General features: G+C 68.6%; 18 protein-coding genes. 9 read left to right on the top strand and 9 right to left on the bottom strand.

Annotation, left to right across the window (positions count from 1 at the left end; all coding sequences use genetic code 11):
* Positions 1-10: 10 nt before the first annotated feature.
* Both ACX80J_RS15075 and ACX80J_RS15070 read right to left on the bottom strand, forming a co-directional pair.
* Positions 11-565 carry a GNAT family N-acetyltransferase gene (locus ACX80J_RS15075; protein ID WP_459348339.1) on the bottom strand — a complete coding sequence of 185 codons (555 nt, stop codon included), beginning with the start codon at positions 563-565 and terminating at the stop codon, positions 11-13.
* 88 nt (positions 566-653) lie between these two features.
* On the bottom strand, positions 654-2,456 hold the full coding sequence (locus tag ACX80J_RS15070) for a bifunctional metallophosphatase/5'-nucleotidase (protein WP_459348338.1): 1,803 nt from the start codon (positions 2,454-2,456) through the stop codon (positions 654-656).
* Positions 2,457-2,614: 158 nt separating this feature from the next.
* Here ACX80J_RS15070 and ACX80J_RS15065 point away from each other — a divergent pair, with 158 nt between their 5' ends.
* Positions 2,615-3,691, top strand: a complete 1,077-nt coding sequence (locus ACX80J_RS15065) for an alpha/beta hydrolase (protein ID WP_459348337.1) — start codon at positions 2,615-2,617, stop codon at positions 3,689-3,691.
* Here the strand turns inward: ACX80J_RS15065 and ACX80J_RS15060 are convergent.
* The 5 genes from ACX80J_RS15060 to ACX80J_RS15040 all read right to left on the bottom strand — a co-directional run bounded on the left by ACX80J_RS15060 (position 3,660) and on the right by ACX80J_RS15040 (position 8,406).
* Positions 3,660-4,223 (bottom strand): dihydrofolate reductase family protein, encoded by a 564-nt coding sequence (locus ACX80J_RS15060; RefSeq protein ID WP_459348336.1) that lies wholly within the window; start codon positions 4,221-4,223, stop codon positions 3,660-3,662. The two genes, ACX80J_RS15065 and ACX80J_RS15060, sit on opposite strands and share 32 nt — an antisense overlap.
* Before the next feature lie 70 nt (positions 4,224-4,293).
* Positions 4,294-4,968, bottom strand: a complete 675-nt coding sequence (locus tag ACX80J_RS15055; RefSeq protein WP_459348335.1) for an SDR family NAD(P)-dependent oxidoreductase — start codon at positions 4,966-4,968, stop codon at positions 4,294-4,296.
* Between the two features lie 101 nt (positions 4,969-5,069).
* Complete coding sequence (locus tag ACX80J_RS15050; RefSeq protein WP_459348334.1) at positions 5,070-6,050, bottom strand: alpha/beta fold hydrolase; 981 nt, start codon at positions 6,048-6,050, stop codon at positions 5,070-5,072.
* Positions 6,047-6,898: an SDR family NAD(P)-dependent oxidoreductase gene (locus ACX80J_RS15045; RefSeq protein ID WP_459344869.1), complete on the bottom strand. Its 852-nt coding sequence runs from the start codon at positions 6,896-6,898 to the stop codon at positions 6,047-6,049. The genes ACX80J_RS15050 and ACX80J_RS15045 overlap by 4 nt, the downstream gene beginning before the upstream one ends.
* A complete protein-coding gene (locus ACX80J_RS15040; protein WP_459344870.1) occupies positions 6,895-8,406 on the bottom strand; it encodes a flavin-containing monooxygenase in 1,512 nt (503 codons plus the stop codon). The genes ACX80J_RS15045 and ACX80J_RS15040 overlap by 4 nt, the downstream gene beginning before the upstream one ends.
* A 70-nt stretch (positions 8,407-8,476) precedes the next feature.
* On the opposite strand from ACX80J_RS15040, the gene ACX80J_RS15035 reads away from it, so the two are divergent.
* Positions 8,477-9,556 (top strand): AraC family transcriptional regulator, encoded by a 1,080-nt coding sequence (locus ACX80J_RS15035; protein ID WP_459348333.1) that lies wholly within the window; start codon positions 8,477-8,479, stop codon positions 9,554-9,556.
* Positions 9,557-9,676: 120 nt separating this feature from the next.
* Positions 9,677-9,991 carry a DUF6457 domain-containing protein gene (locus ACX80J_RS15030; RefSeq protein WP_459348332.1) on the top strand — a complete coding sequence of 105 codons (315 nt, stop codon included), beginning with the start codon at positions 9,677-9,679 and terminating at the stop codon, positions 9,989-9,991.
* Between the two features lie 4 nt (positions 9,992-9,995).
* Here the strand turns inward: ACX80J_RS15030 and ACX80J_RS15025 are convergent, their stop codons facing one another.
* Both ACX80J_RS15025 and ACX80J_RS15020 read right to left on the bottom strand, forming a co-directional pair.
* Positions 9,996-11,240: an MFS transporter gene (locus tag ACX80J_RS15025; protein ID WP_459348331.1), complete on the bottom strand. Its 1,245-nt coding sequence runs from the start codon at positions 11,238-11,240 to the stop codon at positions 9,996-9,998.
* Between the two features lie 132 nt (positions 11,241-11,372).
* Positions 11,373-13,790, bottom strand: a complete 2,418-nt coding sequence (locus ACX80J_RS15020) for an FdhF/YdeP family oxidoreductase (protein WP_459344874.1) — start codon at positions 13,788-13,790, stop codon at positions 11,373-11,375.
* A gap of 334 nt (positions 13,791-14,124) precedes the next feature.
* On the opposite strand from ACX80J_RS15020, the gene ACX80J_RS15015 reads away from it, so the two are divergent.
* The 6 genes from ACX80J_RS15015 to ACX80J_RS14990 all read left to right on the top strand — a co-directional run bounded on the left by ACX80J_RS15015 (position 14,125) and on the right by ACX80J_RS14990 (position 19,870).
* Positions 14,125-14,688: a MarR family winged helix-turn-helix transcriptional regulator gene (locus ACX80J_RS15015; RefSeq protein WP_459344875.1), complete on the top strand. Its 564-nt coding sequence runs from the start codon at positions 14,125-14,127 to the stop codon at positions 14,686-14,688.
* Between the two features lie 80 nt (positions 14,689-14,768).
* Entirely contained in the window at positions 14,769-16,574 is a 1,806-nt protein-coding gene (locus ACX80J_RS15010; RefSeq protein ID WP_459348330.1) for an MFS transporter, read from the top strand.
* A 125-nt stretch (positions 16,575-16,699) separates the two neighbouring features.
* A complete protein-coding gene (locus ACX80J_RS15005) occupies positions 16,700-17,434 on the top strand; it encodes a glutamine amidotransferase (RefSeq protein ID WP_459344877.1) in 735 nt (244 codons plus the stop codon).
* A 223-nt stretch (positions 17,435-17,657) separates the two neighbouring features.
* Complete coding sequence (locus ACX80J_RS15000) at positions 17,658-18,884, top strand: NAD(P)/FAD-dependent oxidoreductase (RefSeq protein ID WP_459348329.1); 1,227 nt, start codon at positions 17,658-17,660, stop codon at positions 18,882-18,884.
* Between the two features lie 159 nt (positions 18,885-19,043).
* Positions 19,044-19,385, top strand: coding sequence for an ArsR/SmtB family transcription factor (locus ACX80J_RS14995; RefSeq protein ID WP_459344879.1), 342 nt, complete (start codon positions 19,044-19,046; stop codon positions 19,383-19,385).
* On the top strand, positions 19,382-19,870 hold the full coding sequence (locus tag ACX80J_RS14990) for an SRPBCC family protein (RefSeq protein ID WP_459344880.1): 489 nt from the start codon (positions 19,382-19,384) through the stop codon (positions 19,868-19,870). Before ACX80J_RS14995 ends, ACX80J_RS14990 begins: the two co-directional genes overlap by 4 nt.
* Positions 19,871-19,919 lie beyond the last annotated feature (49 nt).

Below are 19,919 nucleotides of genomic sequence, written 5' to 3'. Positions count from 1 at the left end.
CCGCTGGAGCTTAGGTGGCGCTGTCCGCGCGGGCAGGCAGCGTCTGCTCCAGGATGAAGTCGTCCTCGAAGCGGTTCCCGAGCCGGAACCGCTTGGTGCCCACGGTGCGGAAACCGCTCTTCGTGTAGAAGCGGATGGCGCGGGCGTTCTCCTGGTTCACGCCGAGCCAGATGCCCGGCAGCCCGGACGCGGCGGCGCGTTCGAGGGTCGCCGCCATCAGGGCGGCGGCGGACCCTCGGCCGTGATGGCCCGGGTGCACATAGAACTTGCTGAGCTCCACGGCCGGCGAGGCCGACAGCGCCGCCAGGACGTCCGGATCCGACGGCTGGTCCAGCACGATCATGCTGTATCCGGCGATTCCGTCGCCGTCCCGGATGCACAGGATCGTGTGCCCGGGGGCCGCGATGTTCGCGGCGAACCGCTCCGCGGAGAGCTGCGTCTGGATGTGCCGCCGGATGTCCTCCGGGTCGGCATCGGGTGGGCAGGCCAGCGGGAAGGCGACGGCGGCGCACGCCGCGAGGGCGGCGGCGTCGTCGGGCGTCGCCGTCGAGATGTCGAGGGTCATGCTCCCAATCTAGGACGAAGAACAGCAGGACGCGGACCTGGTGGTCCACGTCCTGCTGTTCTGCTGTGCCGTCGCTGGCAGGGCGGGGCTACCCGAACACGGGCACGCCGTCGCGGGTCAGCTTCCAGTTCTCCTGGAAGAAGGTCGAGGGGTCGATCGTGCCCTCGGCGATCAGGTAGTCGATCAGCAGCTGGCGGATCTCCGTGGTCTGGTTGACCAGCACCGGAGCCGAGGCGATGTGCGGGAAGTTCCCGCCGCCCGACTGCCGGTAGTTGTTGGTCGCCACGGCGAAGCGCTGCGCGGGGTCGATCGGCGCACCGTTGTAGCTCAGGTCGGTGATGCGCTCGCCGACGGGCTTGCTGATGTCGATGTCGTAGGAGACGCCGGACATCATGTCGTAGTTGTAGTCGGGCGTTCCTGCGGCATTGGTCAGCGTCGCAGGGTCCACCGGAGCGCCGGGAGCGGTCTGGTTGAAGTACTTCGCCGAGTACTCGAGGTAGTCCTTCACCTGGGCGCCGGTCATCTCCACGCCGAACAGCGTGTTCGGGAAGACGTACAGCCCGGCCATGTCGCGGATGGTCACGGGACCCTCGGGGATGACGGCGGCCCGGTTGAAGGGCGCCACGATGGACAGCACCGGCAGGTCGGCGTTCGGCGTCCCCTCCAGGGCCTTGTCGACGGCGCCGGCCTGCACCTCGTTGACGAAGTCCATGACGGCCGTGTCACGGATCCGCGCGTCGGCGGCGGACATGGTCTCCGTCGCGGTGCCGATGGGGGTGTTCACGTAGTCGATGACGCGCTGGTGCTGCTCGGCGATGATCGACGAGACCTTCGGATCGGCGGGCACGGTGTTGGCGTTCAGCAGTTCCGACGACGCCGAGGTGACGTCCCACTGGCCGCGCACCTTCGTGAGCCCGAAGTCCATCACGGACAGGCGCATGCCCCAGTTCTTCGGTTCGGTCAGCAGCACCCGGTCACCGGTCTGCCGGTTCGTGACGAAACGCTCGGGGATCTCCTGGTGCGCGTGTCCCACGAGGATCGCGTCGATGCCGGGTACCTGCTCGGCGAGCTGCGTCGACGCGTTCTCGAGGGGCAGGTCGCCGCCGTAGGACGAGGTGCCCGAGGTGCCGGAGTGCGAGCTGACGACGACGACGTCCGCGCCGGCGGCCTTCATCTCGGGAACGTACTTCTCGGCCTGCTCGACGATCCCGGGGAAGCGCAGCTTGCCCTCGACGTTGTTCCTGTCCCAGATGGCGATGCCCGGGTTGGTCAGGCCGAGGATGCCGACACGGATGGGCTTCTGCCCCGCGACCTTGACCGTCTTGATGACGTAGGGCGTGAAGGCCTCCGCCCCGGTGGTCCAGTCCACGACGTTGGCGCCGAGGAGCGGGAAGTCGAGCTGGTCCTCGTACTTGCGCAGGAGCGGCAGCCCGTAGTTGAACTCGTGGTTGCCCAGCGCTGCGGCGTCGTAGTCCATGGCATTCATGGCGGCGGCCATCGGGTGGGTCTCGCCGCTCGCCGTGACCGGCTTGACCGTGGCGAAGTAGTCCGTCAGCGACGTGCCCTGGATGGTGTCGCCTGCGTCGATGAGGAGCGTGGACTCCGCGCCGCGGTCGGCGCGGACCTGGTTGATGAGGCCCGAGACCTTGGCGAGCCCGACGTCGTTGTGCGCGGCGTCGTCGTACTCCGCGTTGGTGAAGTAGTCCCAGTTCTCGATGTAGCCGTGGAGATCGCTGGTCCCGAGGACGGTGATGGTGGCCGTCGGGTTCCCGGGACCCTTGCTTCCGCCGGGTGCGGCGGTTGCTGCGGGCGCGAGTGCTAGTGCTGCGACGCAGCTGACGGCGACTGCCGCGATGGCGCGGCGGTGCCCCCTGATGAAACTTCCTGGCACGGTGAATCAGCTCCTGTTGTGGTGCGGTGGCGCCAGCTTAGCCGTGACCGGTGACACACTGGGAACGGTGGGCTGACTCCCGGATGAACGGGGAGGTCCGCCGTTCGCCACGCGTCCATCCGGGCATTTCGCCCGGATCCAGGTCAGGGAGGACCATCATGACACCGGAGTCGGAGCACCAGGACGCGTATCGCGAGGACTTCCTCGGTCCCGGCTACGACGTGCGGACGCTGCCGCTGCGGCCCGACGACGAGGGCCAGGTCGTCGCGACGCTGGTCCGCTCTGCCGTCCCGGGCGGTTCACGCCGGGCAGTGCTCTACGTCCACGGCTTCGTGGACTACTTCTTCCAGACCAATCTCGCCGAGGCCTGGCGCGAGGCGGGGTTCGACTTCTACGCCCTGGACCTGCGGAAGTACGGCCGGTCCATCGGGGAGCACCAGACACCCAACTACGTCACCTCGCTCGAGGACTACGACGAGGAACTCGACGAGGCCGCCCGGATCATCCGCGAGGACGAAGGCCACGACGTCCTCGTGGTCATGGGTCACTCGACCGGTGGCCTGATCACCTCCCTCTGGGCACACCGGCGGCGCGGCCGCGGCATCGTGGACGCGCTCGTCCTCAACAGCCCCTGGTTCGACCTCAATGCCAGCCTGTTCCAGCGCACCCTCGGCACGGCCGCGGTCCACCGGATCGGCACGCTCAAGCCCCGCACCGTCGTCGGTAAGCTCGGGACCTCCTACGGCCGCTACCTGCACCGGGAGACCGGAGGGGACTGGGACTACAACCTGGCGTGGAAGCCGCACGGCGGGTTCCCCGTCGTCGCCGGCTGGCTGCGCACCATCCGCGCCGGCCATGCGCTCCTCAACCGTGGGCTCGCCATCGACTGTCCCGTGTTCGTCGCGTGTTCGGACGCCACCTCGAATCCCGTGCGGGAGCCGGAGCGGATCTCGTCGACGGACGTGGTCCTCAACGTGGACCACATCGCGGCACGGGCACCCCGGCTCGGCCGGCACGTCACCCTGGTGCGCATCGAGGGCGGCATCCATGACCTCGCCCTCTCGCCGCAGCCGGCCCGGTCCAGGTTCTTCGCCGAACTCGCGCGCTGGCGGGACGCCTACGTGCCGCAGGCCGGAGCGGGCGGCCATCGGGGCGTCGGGGCGAACGACGACGGCGCCTCGCGCCGCACTGACGCCGCCGGACCTACGGCGGGCCGTGCGCGACGTCGTAGGTGAGGAACGCGAACTGGCCCTGCTGCTCGACGGACCGCAGCGTGAGCCGGTCCGATTCGACCCGCAACGGCAGCAGCGGGGCTCCGCCCGTCAGCGCGACGGGCGCGATGGCCACCTGAATCTCGTCGAGGAGTCCCGCCGCGAGGAACTGCCCGGCGAGGTCGCCGCCTCCGACCACCCAGATGTCGCGATCGCCCGCCGCCTCGCGCAGCTGCCCGAACACCGCGCGCACGTCGCCCGACACGAGGCGCACGTCCGCGCCGTCCGGGACCGAAAGGTCCCGCGTCGTGAAGACGAAGGTGGGGCGCTCGCCGTACAGCGTGCCCCACTTGTCCGGATCGGCGAGCAGTCCCTCGAAGTCCAGCACCCACTCGTACGTCGTCGAGCCCTCCACCAGGACGCCCACCGTCCCGAGGAAGCGCTCGTAGAGTTCGGGCGGTGGTGGTTCGACGGCGAAGAGCCAGTCCAGCGAGTTGTGCTCATCGGCCAGGAAGCCGTTGAGCGTGGAGGCCGTGTAGTAGATGACCCGCGTCATGGTTCATTCCATCACCGACGGGGCGCCGGGGCCAGGGGGCCCAGCGCGCTCATCAGCACGCAACGTGCCCCTACTCCCTACCGTCCTCGAGCGGGATGAGCATGGTGCGGAATGGACCCGCTACGGCATGGAGGCCCCAGACACGGTCGGCGACGTCGTCGATGCCGTTGGCAAGCTGAAGCTTGGGAATGCCACCGGGGATCACGAGTTGCGCGACACGGATGCCCTCACCCTCGAGTGCGTCGTGGAGCATCTCGCCGTAGGCACTCTCGGCCGGGAACGCGACCGATGTGCCGGCGAAGTCGGCGCGTGCCTTGACCGAGGTTCCGCCATTGATCAGGAGGACGCTGCCGTCTCCTGCCTGACGCATCGCTGGTAGAACCGTACGCACCGCGTGAATAAGCCCGAGAGCCGAGAACCGCAATGCTTCCAACGCCAGCTCGGGAGTCATGTCGAGTACGGGCTTCAGGTAATCACGCGATGGGAGTGGGCTGTACTGCAACGTGGTGATCGGTCCCAGCTCTGCCGCGGCACGTCTGAGGGCGTCCTCCAACGCTGCCGGTACCAGCACGTCTGCAGCGTAACCACGGGCGGTCACGCCGGCGTCCTCGAGCTCCGCGGCCATGACGTCGAGCTTCGACTGGTTCCTCGAGATCAGGGCTATCGAGAAGCCTTCGCGCCCAAACCTCCGCGCAACTGCCGCCCCGAGTCCCGGTCCAGCTCCGATGATAGCGATGACAGGCACGGGGGGTTTCCTTCGCTTGATCTATTGTCCTGACGGTCGTGCGGTCAGGTGTGTCAGCATCACCGTCGACACACCCGAATCCCTGACTCTAGTTCACGCCGTCACTCCTCGCGAGCGTCAGCTGGAGAGCTCGGCTCATCGGTGTCGAGTCCAGATGAACCGCCTGATCCTTGTGCCTCGACGCCGCTGATGAACTGCCGCACCAGGGCGTCGAACTCCTCCTCGCGTTCGATCTGCGGCATGTGCCCGCACTTCTCGAACAGGTGGAACTCCGCATGCGGGAACACCGCGCGGGCGTGTTCCAGGTGCGACGCCGGGAGGACCCGGTCCTCGTCGCCCCACACCACGAGGGTGGGTTTCCGCTGGGCGGCGACCGTGCGGAGGAGTTGGGTCCGCCACCGCCGGCGCACACCGCGGACGGTGCCGAGGTGCCGGGCGACGGCCAGCAGGACGTCGTCGTAGCCGGGATTCCTGCCCACCTCCTGCGCGTGGTCGAGGCGTTCCTCGGTCACGAACCTCTTGTCGTAGAACAGCGAGCGCTCCGTGCGGTAGGCGGCCTTGCGGGACTTGTCCTTCAGGAGCCGTCGGCCGATCGGCCGGACGGCGAGGATCCGCAGTGCGAGCGTCACCTCCTTGCCGAAGCCGGCGCTGTTCACGAGTACCAGGCTCCGGACGCGCTGGGGCTCGAGGGCGCTGATCTTCATGGCGACTGCGCCTCCGAGCGAATTGCCCACGACGTGCAGGGGCCGGTGCTCACTGAGGGTGTCGAGCGCGGCCAGGACGAAGCGGGCCATCGACTCCATCGAGTACCGTCCCTCGGTCCTCTCGGACAGCCCGAAGCCGGGCAGGTCCACGCTGAGGACACGGTGGGCGGGGGCGAGCCGGCCGTACAGTCCCTCCCAGTCCTCGAGGCTGCGGCCGATGCCGTGCAGCAGCAGGACGGGAGGCTTCTCCCGGGCGCCCTCGTCCCGATAGCGGACGCGGATCCCGTCGACCCGCAGGAAGCCCTCGTCGGCCGTGCTCGACATCGACGCAGGCGCAGCGGAACCGGATGACCCTGATCCGGCATGCGCCCCGCTCATCGGCGCACCTTCCCGGCGAGGCGGACGAGTGCCGTTGCGCGGCGTTCCAGCGTGCCGAAGGACATCGGCGCAACGCGGGCGACGACGTCGGGCACCTTGGCGCTCAGCCCGATCAGCAGGCGCGGCTTGCGGGCCTTCGCCGCTCCGAGAATGAGCTCGGCCGCCTGGTCGGCCGGAAAGGTGAGCAGTTTGTCGAAGTCGGCCTTCGCCTTCCTCACCTCCGCCTCGCTGAGGTTGCCGCCGATGCGTGCGTTGCGTGCGATGTCGGTCCGGATGCCGCCGGGATGGACGGACGTGGTGCCGATGCCGCGCGGCAGGAGTTCGTTGCGCAGTGCTTCCGTGAAGCCGCGGAGGGCGAACTTGCTGGACGAGTACGCCGTCTGACCCTTCGGTCCCACGAGGCCGAACAGGCTGGAGACGTTCACGATGTGTCCGCCGGGGGAGATCCTCGGCAGCAGGCGGTGGGTGAGCAGTACGGGCGCGGAGAAGTTGATGGCCATCACCCAGTCGAAGTCCTCCATGCTGATCTGGTCGAATTTCCCCGCGAGGGCCACACCGGCGTTGTTGATCAGCAGGTCCACGGTGTCGGTGGCGGCGAGCAGATCGGCCGCGAGGCGCTCGACGGCACCGCGGTCCGCGAGGTCCGCGACGAACGTCGTGACTCTGCTGCCGGGATAGGTGGAGCGGATGGAGGAGGCGACGGCGTCGAGCCGGGAGGCGTCGCGGTCGACGAGCAGTAGCGTGCTCCCGCGCTCGGCGAGCTTGCGGGCCAGGTGTTGGCCCATGCCTCCAGCGGCTCCGGTGAGGACGGCGGTGGCGCCGGCGAACTGGAAGGGTCGGATGCTCACGCGTGGATCTCCTGGAGGTCGGGTGCGGGTGTGCTTGGGGGTGCGGGGGCGTCGAAGACCATGTTCTTCGCGAGGTTGCCGTGCAGTGCGGTCGGGGCGTCCAGCAGGTAGTTCTGGCGCATGATCCACGGCTGCCGGTCACCCTGCTTGGGGAAGGCCGAGACCGCGCGCTGCACGTACCCCGATGTCAGGTCGAGGATGGGATGGGCCTTCATCCCGCCGTCGGCGGCCGGTGCGCCATAGCGGTGGCCGGTGCGGTCCAAGTACTTGATGAAGCGGCAGACATAGCGCGAGCTGAGGTCCGCGCGCAGCGTCCACGAGGCGTTGGTGTACCCCACGCAGAGGGCGAGGTTCGGCACGCCGCTCACCATGACCCCCCGGTACACCCAGGAGTCGCCCAGGTTCACGGGCTTCCCGTCGACGGTGAACGTGGCACCGCCGAGGGGCAGCATCGACAGCCCGGTGGCGGTCACGACGACGTCGGCCTCGAGTTCCTTCCCGGACGAGAGGCGGATGCCGTGGGGTGTGAAGGTGTCGATGGTGTCCGTCACCACCGAGGCCCTGCTGGACTTGAGGGCCCGGAAGAAGTCGGCACTCGGCGCGACGCAGAGCCGCTGGTCCCAGGGGTTGTAGGCGGGCGTGAAATGCTCCTCCAGGAGCGTGTCGTCGCCGAGGATCCGCGCCGTCTGGGAGCGGATGAGCTTCTTGGCGAGCTCCGGGCGGCGACGGCACAGCTGGAAGAAGGCCTGCGTGAAGAGGACGTTCTTGGCCCGCGCGACGTGGTGGGCGAGCCCTGCGGGCAGGTGGCGGCGCGCGGCGTCGGAGAACTTGTCGCGGCTCGGGACCGCCGTGATGTAGGTGGGGGAGCGCTGCAGCATCGTCACATGCGCTGCGTCCTCCGCCATCGACGGCACGAGGGTGACGGCGGTGGCACCGCTGCCGATCACGACCACGCGCTTGTCCGTGTAGTCCAGGTCCTCGGGCCAGAACTGGGGCCGGACGACCTCGCCCTCGAAGGACCCGAGGCCCGGGAAGGTCGGGTCGTAGCCGTGCTCGTAGTTGTAGTAGCCGCTGCAGAGGTAGAGGAATCCGCAGGTGAGACGTCGGCGTTCGGTGGTGCCGTCGTCGTCCGTAACGTCCAGTTCCAGGGTCCACCGGGCGTCGTCGGAGGACCACGCCGCGCCGACCAGCCTGGTGCGGAACCGGATGCGCTCCTGGATCCGCGGATCCTCGGCGGTCTCCCGGATGTACATGAGGATGGACACGCCGTCGGCGATCGCCTTGGGCTCGGTCCACGGGCGGAAGGGGTAGCCGAGGGTGAACATGTCGCTGTCGGAGCGGACGCCCGGATAGCGGAAGAGATCCCACGTGCCGCCGATGGCACTGCGGGCTTCCAGGACGGCGAAGCTCTTGCCCGGAAGTTCGGTGGAGACGCGGTAGGCGGCGCCGATGCCGGAGAGCCCGGCGCCGACGATCACGACGTCGAGGTGTTCGGGGGAGGATTCCATAGATCCATTATTCGGTGGTCGCCCGTCCTCGTGCTTGACTTCGCGCGACACCTATTTACCCTTGGACGACATGGGCTCCGTGATCCGATCCGCAGGCATGCGCGGCTTCCGCACCATCGTCGAACAGTTCGGGGGTGACGCCGCAGCGCTCGCAGCGCACTACCGTGTGCCCGTGGAAGCCCTAGACAGCGACGACGTCCTCGTCTCCGACGTGGCCATGGCCAAGCTCCTCGAGGGTGCCGCCCGCGTGTTGCCCTGTCCGGACCTCGGCCTGCGCATCTCCGAATACCAGGACATCGGTATCCTCGGCCCGCTCGCCGTCGCCGTGCAGAACTCGCCCACCGTCGGCGCTGCCCTGGAGTGCGCGTCGCAGTTCCTCTTCCTCCACAGTCCGGTGCTGCGCTTCACGATCGTGCCCGACCCGGAAGGTCGTCCCGGCGAAGTGGGCCTCTGCTACGGGTCCTCCGAGGGCACGCCGCCGCGGCAGGCCACGGACGCCATCCTCGCCTTCTCGCATCGGATGATCCGCTTCCTGGTCGACGGGCCCTACGGCCTCCATTCGGTGCACCTCTCGCACACGCCGAAAGCTCCTGCCTCCCGGTATGCCGAATTCTTCGGGGCCGAGGTGCGCTTCGGTGCCGCCGCGTCCCTGCTGCGCGTGCCCCGCAGCCTCCTCGACCGCCCGCTCGCCGGAGTGGATGACACGCTGCGGGAGATCGCGCTCGACTACCTGCACAGCCACTTCCCGGAGCCGGGTCGGGTCGTCGCCCCGCAGGTCCGGAACGCGATCGACCGCATGCTCGGCACCTCGCCGCCCCGCATCGACTCCGCGGCCCGGCTGCTGGGAATGCACCCGCGGACGCTGCAGCGGCGGCTCGCCGCGGAGGGCACCACGTTCGAGGCACTGCTCGACGACGTCCGCCGGGACTCCGCGCTCCGGTTGCTGACGCGGAGCGATCTACCCCTGCAGCAGGTCGCGGGACTGGTGGGCCTGTCCGAGCAGTCGGCCCTCACGCGGTGCGTACGCCGGTGGTTCGGGGCGACGCCGAGCACCGTGCGTTCCGGAGGGGTCGGTACCGCCGTGCCGGCGGCCCACGGGAGCGGTATCTCGAGGACCAAGGTCAGCTACTCCATCCCCGGTACGGAGTGAAGTCAAGGATGGTTGATGGGCGCCAGCCATTGAAGGGATGCGGCTTGGGTGCTAAAGCTTGGGGGAGTGTTGCCGGCCGCGGTCGGCAACCGCGGCCCGTACCCGACCCGAGGAGATCCCATGGCAACGCCCGACGACGCCGAGCGCACCCTGAACGACTGGAGCCGCACGCTCGGCCAGGCCCTACAGGTCCTCGACCTCGAACTGGACCACGCGACGATCCTGGAGCTCGCCGCACGGACCTCGCACCTGCTGTCGGCGGATGCCGGTGTGATCAGCGCTTTCATGGTCGGCTATGCCGCGGGCACCGTCACTACCGAAGGTCGGGCCGAGACGGACGCGGCCATCGAGAAGGCCGTGAAGACCGTATTGACCATCATCGAGAAGGACGAGCACACCAACGAGCAGGCAGGCTGGACCGGTACGGCCCAGTAGCGCGTCACGCCGCCGCGGGTGTTCCGCGCCGTATCGAGCCGAGGCGCGTAAGCGTCCAGGCCATGACGACGGCGACCAGCGCCGCGGCGGCGAGCCCGAGGCCCGCATAGCCGAGTAGCACGAGGGTGGGGCCCGCGAGGGCTCCGCCCACTGCGCCCGAGCCATTCATCACGAGGTCGGAGAAGCCCTGTACGGGTGTCCGCTCGGAGGGTTCCACCGCGCCGGCCAGGAGCGCCGACGCGGAGACGACGCAGGCCGACCAGCCGAGGCCGAGCAGTACCAGGCTCGTGGTCACCCACCCGTCGGATTCAGAGCCACGCCAGGCCGTGACGAGTGCCAGGAGCAGGAGGACCTGCCCGCACAGGATGCCCTGCGTCTTCCCGAAGCGGTCCGCAATCCAACCGAACACCGGCGACAGCGCGTACATGCCTGCTACGTGCAGGCTGATGGTCAGTCCGACGACGGACAGCCCCGCGCCGTGGTCGTGGAGGTGCACCGGGGTCATGGACATGAGCGAGACCATGGCGGCGTGGCTCACCGCGATGGTCGCGACAGCGAAGCGCGCCGAGGGATTCTCGGCGAGGATGCGGAGCCCGTGCCGGCGTTCGGGCGCCACGCTGCCGACGGGCCGGGCATCCGCCTGCCGGGCGAGGGCGGTCAGAAGAGGATCGGGCCGGAGCCCGAGCGCATAAACGGCCGCGGCGCCCGCCTGCGCCGCTGCGGAGAAGACGAACCCGCCACTGAGCGGCGGGATGCCGAGCACCAGCGCGACCGCCGCGCCGGGTTCGAAGAGATTGGGCCCCAGGACCGCCCCGACGGTGGTGGACCAGACGACGACGGCGAGGCTCCGCCCCCGTGTCCCCTCGGAGGCGAGGTCGGTGGCTGCGAAACGGGCCTGGAGGCCCGTCGCGGAGCCGACGCCCAGGAGCGCGAGGGCGAGCAGCAGCAGGGGGAACGCGGAGAGTGATGCCGCGGCGATCGCCAGCACTGCGCCGACGCCGGAGATGACAGCGCCCGTAGCCAGGGACACCCGGCGTCCCCTGCGCTGGGCGAGGGCTGCGAGGGGCACGGCTGCCGCGGCGGCGCCCAGGGTTGCCATGGTAGCGGCCATCCCCGACCACGCGCTCGACCCGGAGGTCTCAGCAGCAAGCAGAGCACCCAGGGAGAGTGTTGCGCCGGCCCCGAGGCCGCCCAGGATCTGGGCGGCCACGAGGACGCGGATGACGCGGCGCTGCTGGGCCTGGAGCACGCGGGGATGCGCTGCCGGGTGCGCAGCCTGCGGTCCCGTGTGCTGCCCAGCCCGTTGTGTGTCCGACTGTTCCTCCACGCTGTCCGATCCTCCGGTCGTCACGACCGGAGCAGTCTATCCGCGGCGGTGCCGTCAGGCGTTGGCTGCCTCCGCCTTCTTGGCCGGCGCCGTGGTGCCGTTGGTCGGGAAGCCATCCGGCTCCACCTCGGGCGCCTGTACGGTCGCGACGGAATCGTGCGCCTCGGGTGCCGTGTGGTTGCTCGGCTCGAACCGGACGATGATCTGCTTCGACCTCGGCGTGTTGCTGCCCTCCGCCACTTCGTCGAGCGGAACCAGCACGTTCGCCTCGGGGTAGTACGCAGCTGCGCAGCCGCGCGCCGTCGGGTACGAGACCACGCGGTAGGCGCGGAGCACGCGCTGCACGCCGTCGTCGTACACGCCGTGGACATCCACGTTCTGGCCGTCCGTCAGGCCCAGGTCCGCGATGTCCTCCGGGTTCATGAACACCACGTGGCGGCCCTTCTTGATGCCGCGGTAGCGGTCGTTGTGGCCGTAGATCGTGGTGTTCCACTGGTCGTGGGAGCGCAGTGACTGCAGGATCAGCGTGCCCTCGGGGCGCTCGAGGTACTCGAGGTCGTTGACGGTGAGGACGGCCTTGCCCGTGGGCGTGTTGAACGTCCGAGAGTCACGCGGCCCGTTCGCCATGATGAAGCCGCCCTTCAGGCGAATCTTTTGGTTGTAGTCCTCGCACCCCTCGACCACGTGCGCGATGTGCTCGCGGATGAGGTCGTAGTCCTTCTCGAAGCCCTCCCAGTCGGCGTCGATCTTGCCGTCGATCGTGGCGCGGGCGAGCCGGCTGATGATCGCCGGTTCGGAGAGCAGGTTGTCGGAGACGGGCTCGACGCTTCCCCAGGAGGGGTGTACGGCGCAGACCGTGTCCTCGACGGAGACGAACTGCTCGCCGGTGGCCTGGCGGTCGATCTCCGTTCGCCCCTTACAGGGGAGGATGAGCGCCTCCTCGCCGGTGATGAGGTGCGAGCGATTGAGTTTGATGGAGATCTGCACAGTCATCTCGGTGTTCGCGAAGGCCTTCTCCGCCACCTGGGTGTCGGAGATCGCTGAGACGAGGTTGCCACCGAGCGCCACGAGCACCTTGACGTCGCCGTCGCGCATGCGCCGGATGGACTCCACGGCGTCGACGCCGTGCTCCTGGGGCGGTTCGAAGTTGAACTCCTTGCCGAGGGAGTCCATGAACGTCTGGGGCATCTGCTCCCAGATGCCCATGGTGCGGTCGCCCTGGACGTTGCTGTGGCCGCGGATGGGGGAGGCGCCGGCGCCGGGCTTGCCGATGTTGCCGCGGAGCAGGAGGAGGTTGATGATCTCCTTGATCGTGGCGACGCCCTTCTTCTGCTGCGTGATGCCCATCGCCCAGGTGATGATGACCTTGTCCGCCGCGAGGTAGCGTGCAGCGAGCTCGTCGATCTCCTCGATCCGCAGGCCCGTGGCCTCGAGGACCGTGGCGTCGTCGAGCTTCATCAGGTAGTCGCGCAGCTCATCGAGGCCTTCGCAGTGCTCTTCGAGGAATGCGTGGTCCAGGACGGTACCGGGGTTCTTCGCCTCGGCCTCGAACACGCGCTTGGACACGGCCTGCAGGAGGGCCATGTCGCCGCCCAGTCGGACCTGGAGGAACTGGTCGGAGATTTCGGTGCCCTTGCCAGCGACGCCCTTGACCTTCTGCGGGTTCTTGTAGCGCTTCAGGCCGGCTTCCGGCAGGGGGTTCACGGAGACGATCTGGCCGCCGGACTCCTTGCACGCCTCCAGCTCGGTGAGCATGCGAGGGTGGTTCGTGCCCGGATTCTGGCCCATGACGATGATGAGGTCGGCGTCGGCGTAGTCGTCGAACGTGACCGTCGCCTTGCCGATGCCGATGGTCTGGCCCATTGCCCAACCGGAGGACTCGTGGCACATGTTCGAGCAGTCGGGCAGGTTGTTGGTGCCGTAGCCGCGTACGAACAGCTGGTACAGGAACGCGGCCTCGTTCGAGGTGCGGCCGCTCGTGTAGAAGGCGGCTTCGTCCGGGGCGTCGAGGCTCTTCAGCTTGTTGCCGACGATCTCGAAGGCCTTGTCCCAGCTGACCGGCCGGTAGTGGTCCTCACCGGCGGGCTTGTACACGGGCTCCACGAGGCGCCCCTGCATGCCCAGCCAGTACTCGGAGCGCTCCCGGAGGTCGCTGATGGAGTGTTCGGCCCAGAAGTCCGAGGAGATCACCACGGGCGTTGCTTCCCAGGTGACGGCCTTGGCTCCGTTCTCGCAGAACTCGAAGGTCTTGCGCTTAGCCGGGTCGGGCCAGGCGCAGCTCGGGCAGTCGAAGCCGTCCTTGTGGTTCATCTTGAGGACGGTCTGGAGAGTGCGCTTCACGCCCATGTGCTCGATCGCCGGCTTCATGGAGTGGTAGACGCCCGGGATGCCCGCCGCCCAGTCCTTCGGCCGCTCCGAGACCTCGATGTCCTTCTCGTCGACTTCCTCTACGCGGGGTTCCTTGCGCGTCATGGCGAACGTCCTCTTCCGTGGCCCGGGGGTGGGCACTTCCTGACAGGTGATCCAACTGCCCTTGTGTATCAGGCCTAACAGGGCGGTGGCCGGAACCGCAAGCCTTCGGGGCCGTGTCCCCGCATTCTTGACGCGCAGCGGGACCGCGAGGCGCCGGGTGAAGCCCCGGTCGGCGGACAGTATGAGGCGTTCGATGGCGTGTCGTCCATGAAAAGGGCAGGCCGCAGCACCTCGTTGAGCCGCCAGCGTGGAGGGTGATTTATTTAGTTGACCTAACGAAACGGCAGGCGTACAGTTACTTAGAGCAACGAAGTAATGAGGCCGGGAGTCGGAAATGTCAGTAGCACAGCACACGGCCGCGGAGCTGGTGCACAACATCTTCGATCTGCAGCGTGCCCTGCGCGGCGTCACCGCCGCCGGGATGAAGCACTCGGAGCTGGGGCCCGCCCACACGGGGGTCCTCTTCTTCATCGGTGAGGGCGGCCCGATGCGCGCATCGGCCCTCGCCGCGAAGCTCGGCGTGGGGCCGTCGGCGCTGAGCCGGCAGCTCGCGGACCTCGAGCAGTACGGCTTCGTGGTCCGCACACCCGACCCGCTGGACGGCAGGGCGTGTCTCCTCTCGCTGTCGGAGGAGGGGCAGAGCTACCTCGCCGAGACCTACGAGCGCAGGGCCGAGACCCTGCGGGAGATCCTCTCCGACTGGACCGAGAGCGAGGCCGAGGCCGCGTCCTCGTCGGTGCAGCACCTCACGGCAGCACTTCGCTCCGCCGCCTCGGGCGCGGCAGGACACGCCGTCCTGGACGCTCCCAGAACTCCCCGCACCACAGCACACCACACGGGCAATGGCGGCCGTCACCACCTGGACTCCTCGTCCGAGATCACGAAGGAAGCACTCTGATGGCCACCCATTCCACTACGGCGGAAACAGCGCCCGCGCCGCACCCGGCCCGGGCCCCGCATCACGGGGCTGCTGAGCCCATGAACCACAAGCAGATCCTGCAGGCGCTCACGGGTCTGCTGGCCGGTCTGTTCACGGCGATCCTGAGCAGCACGATCGTGGCGAACGCCCTGCCCACGATCATGAGCGACCTCAACGGGTCGCAGACGGACTTCGCCTGGGTCATCACGGCCGCGCTGCTCGCCAATGCGGCGACCACCCCGATCTGGGGCAAGTTCTCCGACCTGTTCGACAAGAAGATCCTGGTGCAGGTCAGCATCGTGATCTTCGTGGCGGGCTCGGTCCTCGCAGGCCTCGCACAGACCATCCCGCTGCTGCTCGCCGCGCGCGTCGTTCAGGGTGTCGCCATGGGCGGCCTGACCGCGCTGGCCCAGGCCATCATCGGCACCATCATCGCCCCGCGCGAGCGCGGCCGGTACTCCGGCTACATGGGCGGCGTCATGGCCGTCGCCACGGCCGGAGGGCCCCTTCTCGGTGGCTTCATCGTCGACTCGCCCCTGGGCTGGCGCTGGACGTTCTTCGTCTGCGTGCCGCTCGCGATCATCGCCCTGATCCTGCTGCAGGTCACCCTCAAGCTCCCCGACACGCGCCGCAAGGCCCGGATCGACTGGCTCGGTTCCGTCCTCCTGACCGCCGGCGTCAGCCTCCTGCTCATCTGGGTCTCCTTCGCCGGCAAGGAGGGCTACTACGAGTGGTTCTCCCGCGAGAGCGCCCTCATGGTCGGTGGCAGCGTGATCCTGCTCGCACTCCTGCTCGTGGTCGAGGCCCGAGTGGCCGAGCCGATCATCCCGCTGAAGATCATCTCCGAGCGCACCACCGCCCTGGCCATCATCGCCTCGATCGCCGTCGGCATCGCGCTGTTCGCCACCTCGAGCTACCTCGGCCAGTACTACCAGGTGGCACGCGGCGCCACGCCCACCGAGGCAGGCCTCCTGACGCTCCCCATGATCGCCGGAAACCTGCTCGGATCCATCGGTGCCGGTCAGCTCGTCACGAAGTTCGGCAAGTGGAAGAGGTACCTCATCGCGGGCGGCCTGTTCCTCATCGCGGGCCTCGGACTCGCCGGCACAATTGACCACCTCACGGAACTCTGGGTCGTCGGCATCTACACCTTCGTGTTCGGCATGGGCCTCGGCCTGATGCTGCAGAACCTCGTCCTCGCGGTGCAGAACACCGTGGCGGTCAAGGACATCGGCTCGGCCAGTGCCTCCGTGGCGTTCTTCCGCTCGCTCGGCGGGGCTGCCGGCGTGGCTGTCCTGGGCGCCATCCTGGGAAACCAGGTCGCGGACAAGACCACCGAGGGCCTCGCTGCGGCAGGCATCCCCACCAGCGGCGGTGCGGCCGGCGGCTCGCTCGACCTCGTCGACCTCCCCGCGCCGATCGCCGACATCGTGCGGGCCGCCTATGGCGACAGCACGGCCCTGATCTTCCTGATCACGGCGGTCATCGCGGTCCTCGGGCTCGTGTGCGTGCTGTTCATCAAGGAGACCCCGCTGCGGCGTACGGTCGACTTCGCCCAGGCCGCACCCGCCGGTCCCGCGGCCTCGATGTCACCCGCGGCGACGGGCACCACGCCCGCCGTCGCCGGAGCGCAGGCTGCCGCCCCGTCCGCAGCGGAGTCAGCGCCTGCACACTCTCCACGCAAGGACGGCGCCGCGCACGCAGCGGCCGGTACGGGGGACTCCGACGTCGTCGCGCTGAAGCCGTCCCGCGGCCGTCACAGTGCCGGACCGGTGGCCATCTCCAAGGCGGATCTGGAGCGGGTGGCGCAGGAATTGTCCGAACTGGACGCCGAGCTGTCCGACCGCGCGGGCGCCAACCGCTGATCCGACAGCATCGGACACCAGGCCACCGGGGCAATCCGGTGGCCTGGTGTCGTCTCCGGGGAGGGCGCTGCTGCCCGCGTCGCAGACGGCGGCATTGTGGAGCTGGGGGCCAGTAGCATCGAGGGGTGAAACCGTTCCTCCTCCTGGGCACACGTGCCGAGAACCATGCCGCCGACGCCGAATACCGGAGTTTCCTGCGCTACGGCGGCCTGGCCGAGGGAGACCTGCGGCGCATCCGGCTGGAGGCGGAGCCGCTGCCCGAGCTGGATCTCGCCGACTACTCCGGGATCTTCCTCGGCGGCAGCCCCTTCAATTCCTCCGACCCGGAGGAGGAGAAGAGTGCCGTCCAGGTCCGTGTGGAGCGTGAGCTCGGCGGGCTGCTGGACCGTGTCGTCGAGGAGGACTACCCCTTCTTCGGTGCGTGCTACGGCGTCGGGACCCTGGGGCGCCACCAGGGAGCCGTCATCGACTCCACCTACGCCGAGCCGGTCGGCGCCGTCGAGGTCACCCTGACCAGGGACGGCGTCTCCGATCCGCTGCTGGCCGGGTTGCCCTCGTCGTTCGCCGCCTACGTGGGGCACAAGGAAGCGTGTGCTGCGATGCCGGGATCGGCGGTGCTGCTCGCGTCGTCGGCCACCTGCCCCGTGCAGATGTTCCGAGTGGGGGAGAACGTGTACGCGACGCAGTTCCACCCTGAACTCGACGTCGAGGCCCTCGTGGGGCGCATCCGTACCTACCGCCATGCCGGCTATTTCCCGCCGGAGGAGGCCGACGACTACATCGCGCGGGCCCGTGCCCTGGTGGTGGACAGGCCCGCGACGATCCTGCGGACCTTCGTGACGAGGTACGCACGCGGCTGACCGGCGTCGTCCGGTGCGGTCCCGTGGCGTCCGGTACGGCCCGGCGGCCCGGCGGTTGCCGCGGTGCCGATCCGGTGCGGCAGGGGCCCTGGCCTCACCCCGGTTTCCCGGTTCCCTGTCCTGCGTCGGTGCCGAGCGGTACTGTCAGGGGACAGGCCGCGCAGGGTGATCAGAAGAGGTAGTTGCCATCGGATCCAGCACGAGCACTCCACGGGCGGGCCGGATGGTCCCCGTCATCCCCGCTCCGGGGGAGAAACGCCACCACCAGGTGCTCATCATCGGTGGCGGCAACGCCGGCGTGTCACTCGCCGGGCGTCTGAAGCGATACCGGTTGAAGGACATCGCCGTCATCGAGCCCCGGAGCCGGCACCTCTACCAGCCGCTCTTCTCGCACATCGCGGGTGGCACGGCCGACGCGTTCGAGGCGGTGCGCCTGCAGTCCGCCGTGATGCCGCGGGGGGTCACCTGGATCCAGGACAAGGCCACCGATGTCAGCACCGACTCCAACACGGTGCTGCTGGAGTCCGGGTCCGCCGTCACCTACGACCACCTCGTCGTATGCCCGGGGATCCAGAACGACTGGACGGCCATCCCGGGTCTCAAGGAGGCCATGGAAGGGCCGTACGGGGGATCGAACTACGAGTACGAGCTGGCTCCCAAGGCCTGGAAGCTCTTTCGGGACCTGACCAGCGGGACCGTGGTCTTCACGCAGCCGCCCGGGCCGGCCTCGTGCGACGGTGCCGCCCAGAAACCGATGTACCTCGCGTGCGACCACTGGCGGCGCCAGGGCGTCCTGAAGGACATCCGGGTGGTCCTCGCCGTCTCCACGCCCACGATCTTCGGCATGGAGATCATCGACGAGGAACTCAACCGGAAGATCGACGAGTACGGGATCGAGGTCCACTACAGCACCGAGCTCGAGTCCGTGGATCCGGAGGCACGCACGGTGGTGCTTCGGCGCTCCACCGATGACACCACCGAGACGATCGGCTACGACGTCCTCCACGCCGTGCCGCCGCAGTCCGCGCCGGAGTGGCTGAAGAGCACGGACCTTCCGGCGCCCGGAAACCGCGGAGGCTTCGTCGAGGTGGACCCCGTCATCCTGCGGCATCCGCGTTTCCCCGCCATCTGGTCCCTGGGGGACGCCGCCTCGACGCTCAACTCCAAATCGGGAGCGGCGCTTCGCATGCAGACGAAGGTGCTCGCCAAGAACCTCAAAGCCGTGATCAAGGGGAAGAAGCCTACCGCGAAGTACAACCATTATTCGGCGTGCCCCTTCGTGGTCAGCCGGAAGACGGTCGTGTTCTCCGAGTTCGACGACAAGTACTCGCCGATGCCCACCGTGCCGGGCTGGAAGAACCTGGCCCGCGAGCGCAGATCCACGTTCATCGTGGAGCGCGTCGTGCTGCCGAAGGTGTACTGGAACCTCATTCTGAAGGGCCGCGCCTGAGCAGAGGGTCCCGATGCGGGGCCTGAGCAGGAGGCGGGTCGGCCGCGCGCATGCTCGTTCCTGCGGTACGCCGTCGTCCGCCTTTCCTCTTGTTCCCTGGCGCCGGCAGGCCTATCCTTGCATTATCAACCAGCTGGTTGATCAACGAGGAGGTGGATCATGCAGGACGATGATCTGGATGCCGCTTTCTCGGCGCTCGCTGACCCAGCCCGCAGGGCCATCATCGCGCGGCTCTCGCGCAGCTCGGCCACCGTCAACGAACTGGCGGAACCCTTCGCCATGACCAAGCAGGCAGTCTCCAAGCACATCCAGGTGCTCGAGCAGGCCGGCCTGATCACCCGCACGCGGGACGGCCAGCGCCGTCCCTGCCATCTCGATCCCGCCGCGCTCGAAACTCTGACGGGCTGGATCGACACCTACCGCCTGGAAGCCGAACGGCAATACCGCAGGCTCGACGGCGTGCTCGCAACCCTGCAGCACCAGTCCAAGGAACAGTCATGAAAAATCCCACCACCATCACGGCGGAACCCGGCCAACCATTCGTCGACATCGTCCGCGAGTTCAACGCCCCGCGGAGCGTCGTCTTCCGGGCATTCACCGAGCCGGACCTCGTGCGCCAGTGGCTCGGCCCGCGCCGCATCACCATGGAGGTCCTCGAGTTCGACGCCGTCACCGGCGGCTCGTACTCCTACATCCACCGCGACGACGAGGGCCACGCCTACGGTTTCCGCGGCGTCTTCCACACCGTTCTCGCGCCGGAGCGGATCATCCAGACGTTCGAGTTCGAGGGTGCCCCGCACCAGGCCAGCATCGAGAGCATGGTCCTCGAGGAGCTCGACGACGGCCGCACGCGCTGTTCGGCGCGGTCGGTATTCCTCGCCGTCGAGGCCAGGGACGCGATGATCAGCAGCGGGATGGAGAACGGTGTCATCGAGGGGTACGAGCGCCTCGACGACGTGCTGTCCTCGCTGTCCGTCGCCACCTGACACTCCGCGGTCGGGACGGCTTCCGGCCCTTGTCCGGGCCGGGGCCGCC

It is taken from the genome of Arthrobacter rhamnosi (genome assembly GCF_054510975.1).
The sequence above is the reverse complement of the archived record's forward strand: the minus strand, read 5'-3'. Positions and strand labels throughout refer to the sequence as shown.

Bases quoted from the DNA above. Each gene is read 5' to 3' on its own strand.
- ACX80J_RS15075 (WP_459348339.1), bottom strand. From the start codon at position 565: ATGACCCTCGACATCTCGACGGCGACGCCCGACGACGCCGCCGCCCTC.
- ACX80J_RS15065 (WP_459348337.1), top strand. From the start codon at position 2,615: ATGACACCGGAGTCGGAGCACCAGGACGCGTATCGCGAGGACTTCCTC.
- ACX80J_RS15060 (WP_459348336.1), bottom strand. From the start codon at position 4,223: ATGACGCGGGTCATCTACTACACGGCCTCCACGCTCAACGGCTTCCTG.
- ACX80J_RS15050 (WP_459348334.1), bottom strand. From the start codon at position 6,050: ATGAGCGGGGCGCATGCCGGATCAGGGTCATCCGGTTCCGCTGCGCCT.
- ACX80J_RS15040 (WP_459344870.1), bottom strand. From the start codon at position 8,406: ATGGAATCCTCCCCCGAACACCTCGACGTCGTGATCGTCGGCGCCGGG.
- ACX80J_RS15035 (WP_459348333.1), top strand. From the start codon at position 8,477: ATGGGCTCCGTGATCCGATCCGCAGGCATGCGCGGCTTCCGCACCATC.
- ACX80J_RS15030 (WP_459348332.1), top strand. From the start codon at position 9,677: ATGGCAACGCCCGACGACGCCGAGCGCACCCTGAACGACTGGAGCCGC.
- ACX80J_RS15020 (WP_459344874.1), bottom strand. From the start codon at position 13,790: ATGACGCGCAAGGAACCCCGCGTAGAGGAAGTCGACGAGAAGGACATC.
- ACX80J_RS15015 (WP_459344875.1), top strand. From the start codon at position 14,125: ATGTCAGTAGCACAGCACACGGCCGCGGAGCTGGTGCACAACATCTTC.
- ACX80J_RS15010 (WP_459348330.1), top strand. From the start codon at position 14,769: ATGAACCACAAGCAGATCCTGCAGGCGCTCACGGGTCTGCTGGCCGGT.
- ACX80J_RS15000 (WP_459348329.1), top strand. From the start codon at position 17,658: ATGGTCCCCGTCATCCCCGCTCCGGGGGAGAAACGCCACCACCAGGTG.
- ACX80J_RS14995 (WP_459344879.1), top strand. From the start codon at position 19,044: ATGCAGGACGATGATCTGGATGCCGCTTTCTCGGCGCTCGCTGACCCA.
- ACX80J_RS14990 (WP_459344880.1), top strand. From the start codon at position 19,382: ATGAAAAATCCCACCACCATCACGGCGGAACCCGGCCAACCATTCGTC.